13 protein-coding genes are annotated in these 14,587 nt (G+C 70.9%); 11 read left to right on the forward strand and 2 right to left on the reverse strand.

Going from position 1 to position 14,587, the window contains the following annotated elements; all coding sequences use genetic code 11:
* The first annotated feature begins 230 nt into the window (after nt 1-230).
* Entirely contained in the window at nt 231-986 is a 756-nt protein-coding gene (gene hutC, locus ACIRQ7_RS17965) for a histidine utilization repressor (RefSeq protein WP_404263452.1), read from the forward strand.
* On the opposite strand, the gene ACIRQ7_RS17970 is transcribed toward hutC, so the two are convergent.
* Nucleotides 980-1,801, reverse strand: a complete 822-nt coding sequence (locus tag ACIRQ7_RS17970; protein WP_404263454.1) for an IclR family transcriptional regulator — start codon at nt 1,799-1,801, stop codon at nt 980-982. The genes hutC and ACIRQ7_RS17970 overlap by 7 nt on opposite strands.
* Nucleotides 1,802-1,931: 130 nt before the next feature.
* On the opposite strand from ACIRQ7_RS17970, the gene ACIRQ7_RS17975 reads away from it, so the two are divergent.
* The gene (locus ACIRQ7_RS17975) at nt 1,932-3,395 is read left to right on the forward strand and encodes an amino acid permease (RefSeq protein WP_404263456.1); all 1,464 of its coding nucleotides are present in this window, start codon (nt 1,932-1,934) and stop codon (nt 3,393-3,395) included.
* Nucleotides 3,396-3,523: 128 nt separating this feature from the next.
* Here ACIRQ7_RS17975 and ACIRQ7_RS17980 read toward each other — a convergent pair whose 3' ends face one another.
* Entirely contained in the window at nt 3,524-3,991 is a 468-nt protein-coding gene (locus ACIRQ7_RS17980; protein WP_404263457.1) for an ATP-binding protein, read from the reverse strand.
* A 247-nt stretch (nt 3,992-4,238) separates the two neighbouring features.
* Here ACIRQ7_RS17980 and ACIRQ7_RS17985 point away from each other — a divergent pair, with 247 nt between their 5' ends.
* From ACIRQ7_RS17985 to ACIRQ7_RS18025, 9 genes are all read left to right on the forward strand, one after another.
* A complete protein-coding gene (locus tag ACIRQ7_RS17985; RefSeq protein ID WP_404263458.1) occupies nt 4,239-5,069 on the forward strand; it encodes a hypothetical protein in 831 nt (276 codons plus the stop codon).
* 112 nt (nt 5,070-5,181) lie between these two features.
* The gene (locus ACIRQ7_RS17990; protein WP_404263459.1) at nt 5,182-5,988 is read left to right on the forward strand and encodes a YcnI family protein; all 807 of its coding nucleotides are present in this window, start codon (nt 5,182-5,184) and stop codon (nt 5,986-5,988) included.
* 69 nt (nt 5,989-6,057) lie between these two features.
* Nucleotides 6,058-6,699 carry an SCO family protein gene (locus tag ACIRQ7_RS17995; protein ID WP_404263461.1) on the forward strand — a complete coding sequence of 214 codons (642 nt, stop codon included), beginning with the start codon at nt 6,058-6,060 and terminating at the stop codon, nt 6,697-6,699.
* Nucleotides 6,696-7,151, forward strand: coding sequence for a copper chaperone PCu(A)C (locus tag ACIRQ7_RS18000; protein WP_404263463.1), 456 nt, complete (start codon nt 6,696-6,698; stop codon nt 7,149-7,151). The genes ACIRQ7_RS17995 and ACIRQ7_RS18000 overlap by 4 nt, the downstream gene beginning before the upstream one ends.
* A 49-nt stretch (nt 7,152-7,200) precedes the next feature.
* Nucleotides 7,201-9,327 (forward strand): copper resistance CopC/CopD family protein, encoded by a 2,127-nt coding sequence (locus tag ACIRQ7_RS18005; protein ID WP_404263464.1) that lies wholly within the window; start codon nt 7,201-7,203, stop codon nt 9,325-9,327.
* Complete coding sequence (gene efeB / locus ACIRQ7_RS18010; RefSeq protein WP_404263466.1) at nt 9,327-10,631, forward strand: iron uptake transporter deferrochelatase/peroxidase subunit; 1,305 nt, start codon at nt 9,327-9,329, stop codon at nt 10,629-10,631. Before ACIRQ7_RS18005 ends, efeB begins: the two co-directional genes overlap by 1 nt.
* A 145-nt stretch (nt 10,632-10,776) precedes the next feature.
* The gene (gene pheA / locus ACIRQ7_RS18015) at nt 10,777-11,703 is read left to right on the forward strand and encodes a prephenate dehydratase (RefSeq protein ID WP_404263467.1); all 927 of its coding nucleotides are present in this window, start codon (nt 10,777-10,779) and stop codon (nt 11,701-11,703) included.
* Between the two features lie 685 nt (nt 11,704-12,388).
* The gene (serS, locus tag ACIRQ7_RS18020; protein ID WP_401464608.1) at nt 12,389-13,678 is read left to right on the forward strand and encodes a serine--tRNA ligase; all 1,290 of its coding nucleotides are present in this window, start codon (nt 12,389-12,391) and stop codon (nt 13,676-13,678) included.
* On the forward strand, nt 13,675-14,505 hold the full coding sequence (locus ACIRQ7_RS18025) for an HAD family hydrolase (protein WP_404263468.1): 831 nt from the start codon (nt 13,675-13,677) through the stop codon (nt 14,503-14,505). Before serS ends, ACIRQ7_RS18025 begins: the two co-directional genes overlap by 4 nt.
* Nucleotides 14,506-14,587 lie beyond the last annotated feature (82 nt).

Below are 14,587 nucleotides of genomic sequence, written 5' to 3' on the forward strand. Positions count from 1 at the left end.
GGTGCCATGACACGTCAGGCGCGCGGCCGGAACCAGCGCCGCTCCCCCGGTTTCTCGGATCCGAGAAACCGATTCCGGCGGGACGGTTGCCGGGCGGCCGGGAGCGTCCTTGCGACCGCTGGTTTTGTGCCCACGCCCTAGAATTCCGGAGGACGCTCCGCTTGTACGGCCCGCGCGGCCCGGACGGCACGGGGTGCGAGGCCGCTGGCTGACGAGGACGGTGAACTGGCTTGGGCGCGGACGCGGCGGATCTCGCCCGGCTGTACGAGGAGCTCGCCTCGGCCGCCACGCCCGCCTATCAGCGCGTCAAGGACCTGGTCTCGGCGCAGATCACCGGCGGCCACTGGCGTGAGGACGACGCGCTGCCGTCGGAGAGCCAGTTCGTCGACGCGCTGGGCCTGTCCCGGATGACGATCAACCGCGCGCTGCGTGAGCTGGCCGCGCAGGGCGTGATCCGCCGGGTGATGGGCGTGGGCAGCTTCGTCGCGGTGAGCAAGGGCAGTTCCGGCCTGGTCGAGGTGCACAACATCGCCGACGAGGTGCGCGCCCGCGGCCACCGCTACGACGCCCGGGTGCTGTGCCTGCGCGAGGAGCATGCCGCGCCGAAGATCACCGCGCAGCTCGGTCTGGCGGCGGGCCGGCCCGTCTTCCACTCCCAAGTGGTGCATTTCGAGGACGACGCGGCGGTCCAGCTGGAGGACCGCTACGTCAACCCGGACTTCGCACCCGGCTATCTGGAGCAGGACTTCACCCGGCAGACGCCCTTCACGTTCCTGTCGAAGGTCGCGCCGCTCGGCAGGGGCGAGCACATCGTGGAGGCGACGGTCCCGTCCCCCGAGGAGTGCGCGCTCCTCGCCGTCGAGCCCTCCGAGCCGTGCCTGCTCATCCAGCGCCGCACCTGGTCACGCGATGTGCTGGTGAGCATCGCGCGGCTGTTGCACCCCGGGTCGCGCTACCGCCTCGAAGGCACCTTCGACACTCACTGACCGCCGTCCGTCGTGGCCGGGGCGCGTCCCGACACCGCGGCGGTGAGCCGGCCCGCGGCCTGCCGCAGCACGTCCCGCACCTCGTGGGCGTCGTGCCGGGCATGGTGCCGGCGCCAGGTGCTGCTGAGGGCCGCGACCGGGCGCCCGTGGTGGTCGAAGGCCGCGACGCCCATCGAGCGGAACCCCTCGGAAACCAGCTCGACCTCCTCCGACCAGCCGCGCTCCCGGTCCCGCCGCAGCAGGCCGAAGAGTTCGGCCAGCGAGCGCGGGCCCTTGCCCGTACGGGTGGTGAGGTCGCCGGGTCGGGGGAAGAGCGCCCGCAGTTGGGCCTCGGGGGAGTGCGCGAGGATCGCCCGCCCGTTGGCCGTCAGGTGGGCGGGCAGCCGTACGCCGACGTCCGTGACCAGGGCGATGTCGACCTCGCCGGCGCGGTGCGCGGCCGGGCGTTCCTTGAGCAGGTAGACCGTCTCCGCGCCGTTGAGGATCCCCAGGTGCACCGTCTGGCCGAGCTTGCCGGCGACGCTGCGCAGGAGGGGCCGGGCCAGCCGCTCCAGGGGTTCGTGGCGCAGGTAGGCGGAGCCGACCTCGAAGGAGGCGACGCCCAGGCCGTACGCCTGCTCCTTGGCGATATAGGTGACAAAGCCGCGATCGGCCAGCACCGCGAGGATGTGGTAGGCCGACGACCTGGGGATGTCGAGGTCCCTGGCCAGTGCGCCGGCCTGGACCAGACCGGGCCGGCCGGCGAGGTACAGCAGGATGTCCAGCGCCCGCCCAACTGCCGGTGAGGCACTGGATGTCGCACCGCGTTCACTCATCGGACCACCTCTTGACACGCCTGTATATACAGGAATATACAGGCGGCTCGCAGTGGCGTCGACAGCCGATCCGGCCGGTCACGAACGCCCCGTCACACGTCCGGGACGTGCAGTCCAAGGGAGGCAGCCGTTGACCACCGCCACAACGAGCTTGAACAGGGGACTCGGGTCCCGGCACATACGTTTCATCGCCCTCGGCTCGGCCATCGGCACCGGCCTTTTCTACGGTTCCTCCGAATCCATCAAAGCAGGCGGCCCGGCAGTCCTGCTCGCTTACCTGATCGGCGGGGCCGCCGTCTTCCTCGTCCTGCGCTCGCTCGGCGAAATGGCCGTGCAATCACCGTGCGCCGGGTCGTTCGGTGAATACGCGACGAAGCACCTCGGCCCGCTGGCCGGATTCACCACCGGCTGGACCTACGCCTTCGAAATGGTCATCGTCTGCCTGGCGGACATCACGGCTCTCGGCGTCTATATGGGCTTCTGGTTCCCGGACGTCCCCCGCTGGATCTGGCTGCTGGCCGCCGTCCTCGTCATCGGCGCGCTCAACCTTTTCAGCGTCAAGGTCTTCGGCGAGCTGGAATTCTGGCTCTCGCTCGCCAAAATCATCGCCATCGGCGCGATGATCGTGGCCGGCATCGCCATCCTGATCTTCGGCGTGACGAGCGGCGGTCACGCCCACCACATCGGGATCGCCAACCTCTGGGAGAACGGCGGGTTCTTCCCCAACGGCGTCCAGGGCTTCATCGTCTCCTTCGCCGTCGTCATGTTCGCCTTCGGCGGCACCGAGATCATCGGGGTCACGGCCGGTGAGGCGGAGAACCCGGAGAAGACCATCCCCGGCGCGGTCAACTCCATACCGCTGCGGATCGTCCTCTTCTACGTGCTGACCCTCGCGGTCATCATGTCGCTCAACCCCTGGCAGAACGTCGACTCCTCCGGCAGCCCGTTCGTCGAGATCTTCGCGACGGTCGGCCTCAAATCCGCCGCGACCGTCCTCAATATCGTCGTCGTCATCGCCGCGCTCTCCGCCATCAACAGCGATATCTTCGCCGCCGGCCGGATGATGTACGGAATGGCCGAACGCGGCCAGGCACCCACCGCCATGCGGCGCCTTTCCCGCAACGGCGTGCCCTGGATTACCGTCGTCATCATGATCGGGGCGCTGCTGTTCGGTGTGCTGATGAATTACCTGGTGCCCGACAAGATCTTCCTCATCATTTCCTCCATCGCCACCTTCGCCACCGTGTGGGTATGGCTGATGATCCTGCTCACTCAGGTCAGGGCCCGCCGCAGGATGTCTCCCGAGGAATCGGCCGCCCTCACCTACCCGGTGCCGTTCTGGCCCTACGGCCAATTCGCCGCCATCGCCTTCATGGCGGCGGTCATGGTGCTCCTCGCCTTCTACGACAGCACCCGCATCGCCCTGGTCGTCGGCGCTGTCTGGCTGGCCCTCCTCACCGCCGTCCACCACTTCTGGGTACGGCCGCGAACGGGGCGGGGCCCGGGGGCGATGGCGGCATCGGGCGCGGAGGAGGCGCCGGGGGAAACGCCGGCCTCGCCGGCTGCGCCCGTGCACTCGTCGGCACAGGGGTGACCGGCGGCCGGGGGAAGTGCGGTTCGCGCCCCTCGGCACACATCCTGCAGCTCAGTGACAACTCCGGCTGAGGGCGGGGCACTTGAGCGCCGCGGCTCCCGCCTTCGTCGCCTCCCGCCGTCGCCGCCTCACGACGCCATCGGAAGCGGCGCGCCTTCCCGCCACTTGAGGATCTTGTCGAAGCTGACGACCGCGCCGCGCCGGCCCGTGCGGTTGCGGTAGCGGACGTGGTCGGTGAGGGCCTCGATGAGGAAGAGGCCGCGGCCGTCCTCGGCGTAGGCGGGGGCCGCGGGGGTGGGGACGGACAGCGGGCAGGGCGCGGGGTCCCGGGGGGCGGTGCGGAAGCCGGGGCCGGAGTCGGTCACCTCGATACGGCAGGTGTCGCCGTCGATGAAGGCCGTGACGCGGTAGTCCTCGGTGGCGGCGTCACCGCCGTGTTCGACGGCGTTCGCGCAGGCCTCGGAGAGGGCGACCGACAGGTCGTAGCAAATATCCGGGTCGACGCCCGCCGTTTCCATCGTTCCCAGCAGCAGACGGCGGGCGAGCGGCACGCTCGCAGGCTCGCGGCGCAGATGGAGGGACCACCAGATGCTCATCGCTCCAGCCTTCCTGGCCGCGGCTCGACATACCGATACGTATTGCCGCCCCACATGGTCCGTAAGCCTGTCCGGGGCGTGACACCGCTCATTCGGCGGATGCGGACTCCGAGCGCATCGGTGTAGGCCGCGATACCCCTGCGCGCCCCCGCGCGCCCCGCCGTCCCCCGGTACGTCCCCGGAACGCGGCGATGAGCGGCGCCCTGCCGTAGGCGGCGGTTAAGGGCAGTGGGATGATGGCGCCGCCATGACTGCCCCGCCTGCTTCCACAGCGCGCGCGGCCGCCGATCTGCGGCTGCTGAGGGCCGCGGTGTTCACCGCGGTCTGTGTCGCGCTGTCCGCGGCCGGGCACATGGCTGCCTCCTTCTCCGCCGTTCCGTTGTGGACCCTGGGCCTCGCGTGCGCCGCGGTGTTCGCGCTCGCCGTGCCGCTGGCCGGGCGGGAGCGCTCGCTGCCCGGCATCGCAGCCGGACTGGCGGTGGGCCAGCTCGCCCTGCACTCGCTGTTCGCCATGAGCCGGCATCCGATGTCCGCTCCGTCGATGGGCGGTGACGGCTCCGGCCGGCTGTCCGATCAGGCGGCGATCGCGCTGGCCCGGCACATGACCTGCGGCCTGGGCACGGGCCGGGTGGACGGCGGCGAGGCGCGCCGGATCGTGGATTCCGGCGGCTTCGATTCCGCCGCGACGGCCGGAGCGGCGGGAGCCCATCCGGGCGCCGGCGCGGCGGCCGATCCGACGATGGCGCACTGTCTGGCGCCGTCGCTGCCCATGCTGTTGGGGCATCTGCTCGCGGCGCTCGCCATCGGCTGGCTGCTGCGGCGGGGCGAGGCGGCGCTGTGGCGGCTGGTCCGGCTGTCCGCTCCCGCGGCGCGTGAGGTGGCGGCCCAGGCGCTCGTCGGTGTGTTGCGCGGCACGCTCAAGCTCGTTCGCGCCCTGCTCACGGGCCTGGGCACGGCGCACGATGATGCGCCGCGCGCCCCCGTTTCGTACGGGGATGACAAACCCGGCCCGCAGACACTCGCACTCCACCACAGTGTCGTCAGGCGGGGGCCACCCACCCTGGCCCTCGCGGCCTGACGACACGCGAAGCACGCCCCCACAGGAGGGGACGGGCTCTCGCGCCGTCGCCGCACGCGCGCCAGAACAGCACCGTCACCCGACCTTCTCCTCTTTGGGAGTGTTTGCGCTTATGTCGAACCTGTCGCACCCCTCGTCCCTTTCCTCCGCTTCTGCCGCGGACGACCGCCCCGAGGGCCCTGCGCGCCGGCTCGCCCGGCGGCTGCCGATCGTCGGTGCTCTCGCCGCCGGCAGTGTGCTGCTGCTCGCCGTCCCGGCCTTCGCGCACGTCAGCGTGCAGCCGGACGCGGCCGAGAAGGGTGGCTATGCGACCGTCAATTTCAAGGTGCCCAATGAGCGTGACGACGCCTCGACGGTGAAGCTCGAGGTGAACCTGCCGACCGACCACCCGCTGGCGTCGGCCATGCCGCAGCCGGTGCCGGGCTGGTCGGTGAAGGTCACCAAGGCCAAGCTCGCCAAGCCGATCGACATGCACGGCGAGAAGATCACCGAGGCGCCCTCGAAGATCACCTGGACCGCCGAGGACAAGGGCGTCGAGCCCGGCCAGTTCCAGCAGTTCCCGGTCTCCGTCGGCCAGCTGCCCGAGGACGCCGACCAGGTCGTCTTCAAGGCCCTCCAGACGTACGACGACAAGGAGGTCGTGCGCTGGATCGAGCCGACGAAGGAGGGCGCCCCGGAGCCGGAGAACCCGGCGCCGGTGCTCAAGCTCACGGCGGCGGGTGACGACGCGCACGGCGCCACGGCCACCGCCGCGGACGCCAAGAACGGCCACAAGGATGGCGCCAAGGCCACCACCACGGCCGCCACGGACGCCTCCGACAGTGACAGCACGGCGCGCATCCTGGCCGTCGTCGGCATCGTCGTGGGCATCGTCGGAGTCGGGTTCGGCGTGCTCGCCGGCCGTCGGCGCAGCGCCTGATCACCTGCCGGGCCGGCCGGTGATCCCGCCGGCCCGGCACCCGTTCCCGAACCACTGGACATATCTGCAATGCGTAGAAGGACCCTGCTCGCGGCCGGCCTCACGGCAGCCGCGGCTCTCACCATGACCGCGTGCGGCAACGACGACGGCACGTCCGCCGCCGACGTCTCCGGCCCGGCCTCCAAGCCGATCATCACGCTCGACAGCCCGATCGAGAAGCCGGACCTCCAGCTGACCGACACCGACGGCAAGAAGTACGACCTGCTGGAGAAGACGAAGGGCCACCCGACCCTCATCTACTTCGGCTACACCAACTGCCCGGACGTCTGCCCGCTGACCATGGCCAACATCGCGGTCGCGGTCAAGCAGCTGCCGAAGGCCGAACAGGACGACCTGCGGGTGCTGTTCGTGACCTCCGATCCCGAGCGCGACACCCCGGCCGCCCTGAAGAAGTGGCTCGGCGGCATCAACAAGAACTTCACCGGCCTGACCGGCGACTTCGCCACCATTCAGGGCGGCGCGCGGAGCGTGAACATCGGCATCGAGAAGCCCGTCAAGAAGAAGAACGGCGACGTCGTGTCGACCCACGGTGCCCAGGTGCTGTTGACGTCCCCGAAGGACGACCGCATCCACTGGATGGGCATGCAGGACGCCACCTCCGCCAACTACACCAAGGTACTTCCGAAGATCATCAAGGGGCAGAACCCGTGAACCGCCGTATAACCCTCGCCGCCGCCGTCACCCTCACCGCCGGGCTCGCGCTCGCCGGCTGCGACAGCGCGGACTCCGCCCCGAAGCTCAAGGTCTCCGGCGCGTACATGCCGCAGCCGGTCACCCAGGACATGGCCGGCGCGTTCTTCGTCATCAAGAACACCGGCGGCACCGCCGACAAGCTCACCTCGGTGACGAGCGATCTCGCCAAGGACATCACGATCCACAAGACGGTCGGCAACAAGATGGAGGAGGTCCCGTCGCTGGAGGTGCCCGCGGACGGCGAGCTCCGCCTCGCGCGCGGCGGCAATCACCTGATGCTGATGGGCCTGAAGAACAAGCCCGTCGAGGGCGACAAGGTCACCGTCGAGCTGCACTTCAAGACCGCCGGCCCTATCAAGGTGGACGTCCCGGTGAAGTCCGCCGGCTTCGAACCGAAGAAGCAGAAGTAAGAAGCAGTAACAGGACACGCACTGAAGTGAAGTGAGGGGAGCACCGACCATGGCCATCACCGGCTCCTTGCCGCGGCGGTCCGTTGCGCTGCGTCTGCTGGTCGTCGCCGCGGCGCTGTTCGGCGCGCTGCTCGGCGGCGCCGCACCGGCGTCCGCGCACGCCGCGCTGACGGGCAGCAACCCCGCGCAGGGGTCGGTGGTGGACCGTGCCCCCGAGCAGGTCTCGCTCACCTTCTCCGAAGGTGTCGCGCTGGGCGACGACTCGATCCGCGTCCTGGACCCGCAGGGCAAGCGGGTGGACCGCGGCAAGCTGCGCAACCTGTGCAGCGGGAGCACCGTCAAATACGGGGCGGGGCTGCCGCCCGGCCTCGCCGACGGCACCTACACCGTCGCCTGGCAGGCCGTATCGGCCGACAGCCACCCCGTCTCGGGTGCCTTCACCTTCTCCGTGGGCGCACCCTCCAAGTCGGCCGCTGCGGTGCCGCAACAGGAGGCCGGCGGCGGGCTGGTGGGTGCGCTCTACGGCATCGCCCGCTATCTCGCCTATGCCGGTTTCGTGCTGCTGGTCGGCGGCGTGGCCTTCGTCCTTGCCTGCCGCCCGGCGGGCGCCGGCGTACGGTCCGTGCAGCGCCTGGTCGTCCAGGGCTGGGCGGTGCTGACCGCCACCACCATCGCGATGCTGCTGTTGCGCAACCCGTACACCGGGTCCGGCGACCTCGCCGACATCGTCGATCTGGCAGGCCTCAAGGCGGTCCTGACGACCAAGCCGGGAGCGGCGCTGATCTCCCGGATGCTGTTGCTGGCCGCCTCGGCGGTGTTCGTGGCGGTGCTCTTCGGGGCGTACGCGCGTGCGCAGGAGCCCGCGGAGACCTCGCCGGGGGAGACCTCACCGGAGGAAGCGGCTCCGGGGGAACCCTCGGAAGAAAGCCCGTCGCCGGAGGCCGCCGCCCGGCTGCGCAAGGATCTGACGCTGGGGCTCTCCGTCGGCGGGGTGATCGTCGCCGCCGGGCTCGCCGCGACCTGGGCGATGGCCGAACACGCCTCGACCGGTCTGCAGACCGCCATCGCCATGCCGGTCGACGTCCTCCATCTCCTCGCCGTCGCCACCTGGCTCGGCGGGCTCACGGCCCTGGTCGTGTCCCTGTACTGGGGCCCGCCGGTGGAACGGGACGCCGTACGCCGCTTCTCGCGCATCGCGTTCGGTTCCGTGGTGGTGCTGGTGGCCACCGGCATCTACCAGTCCTGGCGGCAGGTCGGCACCTGGCACGCGCTGACCGACACCACCTACGGGAAACTGCTGCTGCTCAAGGCGGGCCTGGTCGTGCTGCTCGTCGGCATCGCCGGGATGTCACGGCGGTGGACGGCCCGGCTGGGCGAGGTCCGGACGCGGAGGGCGGAGGCCGACGGGGAAACGGAGGCCGGGGCAGGAGCTGAAGCGGAGGCGGAGGCGGCGCTCGAACCTGCGGCCGTGACGGCCGACACCACCGCCACCGCCACCACCTCCCCCGACTCCATCGCCACCTCCACCGACTCCCACTCCGCCGACTCCACGGGCGCCACCGACTCTCCCGCCTCCCCCGACCCGGCCGCCCCCGGCGTCACCGCCGACCGCGCCGCTCAACTCGCCCGGCAGCAAGCCGCGTTGAGCACGGCCCGGACCAAGCGGATGCGGGACGCCGATCCCGAGCGGCTCGGGCTGCGCAGGTCCGTACTGGCCGAGACCGCGGTCGCCGTCGTCCTGCTCGTGGTGACCACGGTGCTGACCGCCACCGAGCCGGCCCGTACGGAGGAGGCGGTCAAGGGGGTCGCGGCACAGTCCGCGGCCGCCAACCAGCCGAAGGTGCTGACCCTCCCGTTCGACACGGGCGGCGAGAACGGCAAGGGCACCGCCCGGCTCGACCTCGACCCGGGGCGCAGCGGGGTCGCCAACGACCTGCACCTGCGGATCTCCGACCCGTCGGGGAAGACCATGGACGTCCCCGAGGTGAAGGTCTCCTTCACCCTCAAGGCGAGGAAGCTCGGGCCGCTCCCCGTCGTCCCCCGGCACGTGAGCGTGGGCCACTGGAGCAAGAGCGGCGTCCAGCTGCCGGTTCCCGGGCAGTGGCAGGTCTCGCTGCTCGTACGGACCTCCGACATCGACCAGGTGACCGAGACCAAGAACGTGAAGATCGGCTGATGAGCAAGCAGACCTCCCCCAGCACGTCCCGCCCGGCCGACGCCGAACCGGCCGCGACCGGCGGCGCCCCCTCCCTGGAATTCACCCGCCGCCGGCTGCTCGGCACCGTCGGCGCGGCCGGCGCGGCCGGCCTCGTGGTCGGCGGGGCGGGTGGCGCCATCGGGGCCGTCGGCGCGGAGGGCGACGCCCCGAAGGCGCTGTCCACTCTCGGCGCGACCGAGGTCGCCTTCCGCCGGGAGCGCGCCGGGCAGCAGCCCGGCATCACCACTCCGCTGCAGGCCAGCGGCCATCTCGTCGCCTTCGACCTGGCTCCGGGCGCGGACCGCAAGGCCGCCGCCGCACTGCTGCGGCGCTGGTCGCGGACGGCCGAGGAGCTGATGTCCGGGCGGGCGCCGGACGGCGACACCGGCGTCGCCCTCGACGCGGGTCCGTCCTCGCTGACCGTCACCTTCGGCTTCGGCCACAGCTTCTTCGACCGTACGGACCTGAAGAAGCGGCGCCCCCTCCAGCTCGATCCGCTGCCCGACTTCTCCGCCGACGCGCTGGACGCCGGGCGCAGCAACGGCGATCTGTGGATCCAGATCGGCGCGGACGACGCGCTCGTCGCCTTCCACGCGCTGCGGGCCCTGCAGAAGGACGCGGCCGGCAGCGCCCGGCTGCGGTGGCAGATGAACGGCTTCAACCGCACTCCGGGTGCCACCGCCCACCCGATGACCACCCGCAATCTGATGGGCCAGGTCGACGGCACCAACAACCCCAAGCCCTCGGACAAGGACTTCGACGAGCGGATCTTCGTGGGGCGGGACACGGACCAGGAGTGGATGCGCGGCGGTTCGTATGCCGTCGTGCGCAGGATCCGGATGCTGCTGGACGACTGGGAGAAGCGGTCACGGGGCGAACAGGAGAAGGTCATCGGCCGCCGGAAGGACGACGGCGCACCCCTGACCGGCGGCTCCGAGTCGACCCCGATGCGGCTGGACAAGAACCGCGCCGACGGCCTGCCGGTGATCCCCGCCGACGCACACGCCAGGATCGCGGCCCCGGAGTCCAACCAGGGCGCGGCGATGCTGCGCCGCCCGTACTCCTTCCACGACGGGTTCCGCGACGACGGTGCCCCGGACGCCGGTCTGCTCTTCATCTGCTGGCAGGCGGATCCGCTGCGCGCCTTCACCCAGATCCAGCGGAAGCTGGACCGCGGCGACGCGCTGTCGCCGTTCCTGCGCCACGAGGCGAGCGGCCTGTACGCGGTGCCGCCGGCCGCCACCCCCGACGGCTACGTGGGCCAGCCGCTGCTGGAGGGCTGAGGCCGCGCCGGATATCCGGGGGCCCGCCCAGGGGGCCGTCCACGGGATGAGGAACTTTCCGCCCGCCCTCGTGGGGCTCGGTATCGTGAAGGACAGGGAGAAGATCGGCGGGGCGCCCCCGCAATGATGCGAGGGAGTCACCTGTATGTCGGCCAGCCGCTACACCTATCTGGGGCCCGCGGGCACCTTCACCGAGGCCGCCCTGCGCACCCTCCCCGAAGCGGCCACCCGCGAGCTGGTGCCGATGGTGTCGGTGCCGGCCGCCCTGGACTCGGTGCGGGCCGGTGAGGCCGCCGCGGCCCTGGTGCCGATCGAGAACTCCGTCGAGGGCGGGGTGACGACCACCCTCGACGAACTCGCCTCGGGCGAGCCGCTGATGATCTATCGCGAGGTGCTGCTGCCGATCGCCTTCGCGCTGCTGGTGCGCCCCGGTACGGCGCTGCCGGACGTGAAGACGGTGACCGGACACCCGGTCGCCCAGCCGCAGGTCCGCAAGTGGCTGGCGAAGCAACTCCCCGCAGCGGTCTGGGAGTCGGCGGCGTCCAACGCGGACGGCGCGCGGCTGGTGCAGGAGGGCCGCTACGACGGCGCGTTCGCCGGTGAGTTCGCGGCGGCGACGTACGGGCTGGAGCCCCTGGTCACCGACATCCATGACGCGCAGAACGCCGCCACCCGCTTCGTTCTGGTGGGCCGCCCGGCCCGGCCCGCCTCGCCCACCGGCGCCGACAAGACCTCGGTGGTGCTGTGGCTGGCCGCCGACCACCCCGGCGCGCTCCAGGAACTGCTGCAGGAGTACGCGGTCCGCGGCGTGAACATGATGCGGATCGAGTCCCGGCCGACCGGCGACGGCATCGGCCGCTACTGCTTCTCGGTGGACTGCGAGGGGCACATCACCGACCGCCGGGTCAGCGAGGTCCTGATGGGCCTGAAGCGGATCTGCCGCGGCGTGCGGTTCCTGGGCTCGTATCCGCGGGCGGACGAGGTGGCGCCGACGATCCGGCCGGAGATGACCGACTCGGCGTTCGGCGAGGCGTCGGACTGGCTGGCGCGCTGTCTGGACGGGCGGAACTGACGCGCCACCCGGCAGCGGTCGGCCGGTGGTGCGGTCGGCCTGTGGTCGGTCAGCGGTCGTCAGCGGTCGAGCACGCCGGTCCGCGGTCACGACCTGCGGCTTTGCGGGTCGCGAAGTTGTCCACAAAGTTATCCACAGGGGCAGTTCTCGACCTGTGGGTAAGTCGACATGGGAGTCGGACGGAATCGACAAATCCCCCTACTGCTCCCACACAGCCGCACAGCGCCATACCTCGCACCGCGTCAGCACAATTCACGTGATCAATCCTTTAGAGCGAGCCAATCCCACACGAAAGAGTGTGTGAAGTGGGTTTTGGCGGGGAATCCATAGCCGAGCATTCCGGGATCGGAATGATCAGTTCCGACTTCCACAGATCTCACACACACCCTGTGGATAAGAATCCCCGAACCCCCGCCCCCTGTGGACAACTCGCGCCCCTGCGGCCCGCGGACAGGGCCGGAGCGGCCGGACGACCGGGCTCCCCGAATGCTCCCGCACGGGAAATGCGCGCGAATTCCCCGCACCATTTCCCTCACCCCGTCCGGCCCGCGCGCCCCCTTTCCCGCTTTCCGCACCTCCGGCCGGCATCTCACCCTCTCGGAATAAATAACCCCAAAGCGGACAAATTGCCATGCCGGTGAATATGGCGTCGAGCACCGGTGCCCGGCCCCGGTAGCCTGGTGGGGTGATTGACCTTCGCCTGCTTCGTGAGGACCCCGACCGTGTGCGCGCCTCCCAGCGCGCCCGTGGAGAGGACGTCGCACTCGTCGACGCGCTTCTCTCCGCCGACGAGCGGCGCAGGTCGTCCAGCGTCCGCTTCGACGAGCTTCGAGCCGAGCAGAAGGCGCTCGGCAAGCTCATCCCCAAGGCCGCCGGCGACGAGAAGGCCGTGCTGCTGAAGAAAGCCGGTGAGCTGTCCGCCGCCGTCAAGGCCGCCGACGCCGCGCAGGACGAGGCCAAGGACGAGACCCAGGCCCTGCTGAGCAAGCTCGGCAACCTCGTCCACCCGGACGTCCCGGTCGGCGGCGAGGAGGACTTCACCGTCCTGGAAACCCTCGGCACCCCCCGCGACTTCGCCGCCGAGGGCTTCGAGCCCAAGGACCACCTGGAGATCGGCGAGCTGCTCGGCGCGATCGACGTCGAGCGCGGCGCCAAGGTCTCCGGCTCGCGCTTCTACTACCTCACCGGCATCGGCGCGCTGCTGGAGCTGGCGCTCGTCAACGCCGCCATCGCGCAGGCCACCGAGGCCGGTTTCACCCCGATGCTGACCCCCGCGCTGGTGCGCCCGCGCGCCATGGAGGGCACCGGCTTCCTCGGCCAGGCGGCGGAGAACGTCTACCACCTGGAGAAGGACGACTACTACCTCGTCGGCACCTCCGAGGTCCCGCTCGCCGCGTACCACATGGACGAGATCGTGGACGCGGCCAAGCTGCCGCTGCGCTACGCCGGTTTCTCCCCGTGCTTCCGCCGCGAGGCCGGCACCTACGGCAAGGACACCCGCGGCATCTTCCGGGTCCACCAGTTCGACAAGGTGGAGATGTTCTCCTACGTCGCGCCGGACGACGCGCAGGCCGAGCACCAGCGCCTGCTGGACTGGGAGAAGCAGTGGCTGACGAGCCTGGAGCTGCCGTTCCAGGTGATCGACGTCGCCACCGGTGACCTCGGCTCGTCGGCCTCCCGCAAGTTCGACTGCGAGGCGTGGATCCCGACCCAGGGCAAGTACCGCGAGCTGACCTCGGCCTCGAACTGCGACGAGTTCCAGGCCCGCCGCCTCTCGGTCCGGATGCGCGAGAACGTCGACGGCCGGCAGAAGGTCTCGCCGCTGGCGACGCTCAACGGCACGCTCTGCGCCGTCCCGCGCACCATCGTGGCGATCTTCGAGAACCACCAGCAGGCGGACGGCTCCGTGCGCGTCCCCGAGGTGCTCCGCCCCTACCTCGGCGGCCGGGAGATCCTGGAGCCCGTCGCCAAGTGACCGTTCCCGGCCCCGGCACTGCTTCCGCGCTGCCCTACAAGCTCATCGCGACGGATCTCGACGGGACCCTGCTGCGGCACGACGAGACCATCTCCGGACGCACCCGTGCGGCGCTCGCCGCGGCCACCGCGGCGGGTGCGGCGCATATCGTCGTCACCGGCCGTGCGGTGCCCTGGACCCGGCACATCCTCGACAGCCTGGACTACCACGGGCTCGCGGTGTGCGGACAGGGCGCGCAGGTCTACCACGCCGGTGAGCACCGCCTGCTGACGTCGGTGACCCTGGACCGACAGCTGGCCGGTCTCGCGCTGTCCAAGATCGAGGCGGAGGTCGGCCCGCTGCTGCTGGCCGCGAGCCGGGACGGTCTGGAGGGCGAGGTGCTGGTGGCCCCCGGCTACCGCATCCAGGAGGGCCCGCTGCCGAACGTCATGATCCAGGACCCGGGCGAGCTGTGGGCGGCGCCGCTCAACAAGCTCTACCTCCAGCACCCGGCGCTCGGTGACGACGCTCTGGCGCAGGCCGCGCGCCAGGTCGCCGGGGATCTGGTGGGCGTCACGGTCTCCGGCGAGGGCATCGTCGAGCTGCTGCCGCTGGGCCTGACGAAGGCCACCGGTCTGTCGCTGGCAGCCCGCCGCCTGGGCATGAAGGCCGCGGACACCCTCGCCTTCGGCGATATGCCCAACGACATCTCGATGTTCGCCTGGTCCGCGCACGGCGTGGCGATGGCCAACGCCCATGACGAGCTGAAAGCCGTCGCGGACGAGATCACCGCCTCCAACGAGGAGGACGGCATCGCGAAGGTGCTGGAGCGGCTCTACCCGTCGTGAGGCGGGGGCCGCGGGGATGCGAGGGTGCGCTCCCGCTCTTGAGGATCCGAAGTCCCTGGCCTTGCGCGGCAGGGGGCAGGCG

Source organism: Streptomyces sp. NPDC101393 (assembly GCF_044767385.1).
In the GTDB taxonomy this organism is placed as follows: Bacteria; Actinomycetota; Actinomycetes; order Streptomycetales; family Streptomycetaceae; genus Streptomyces.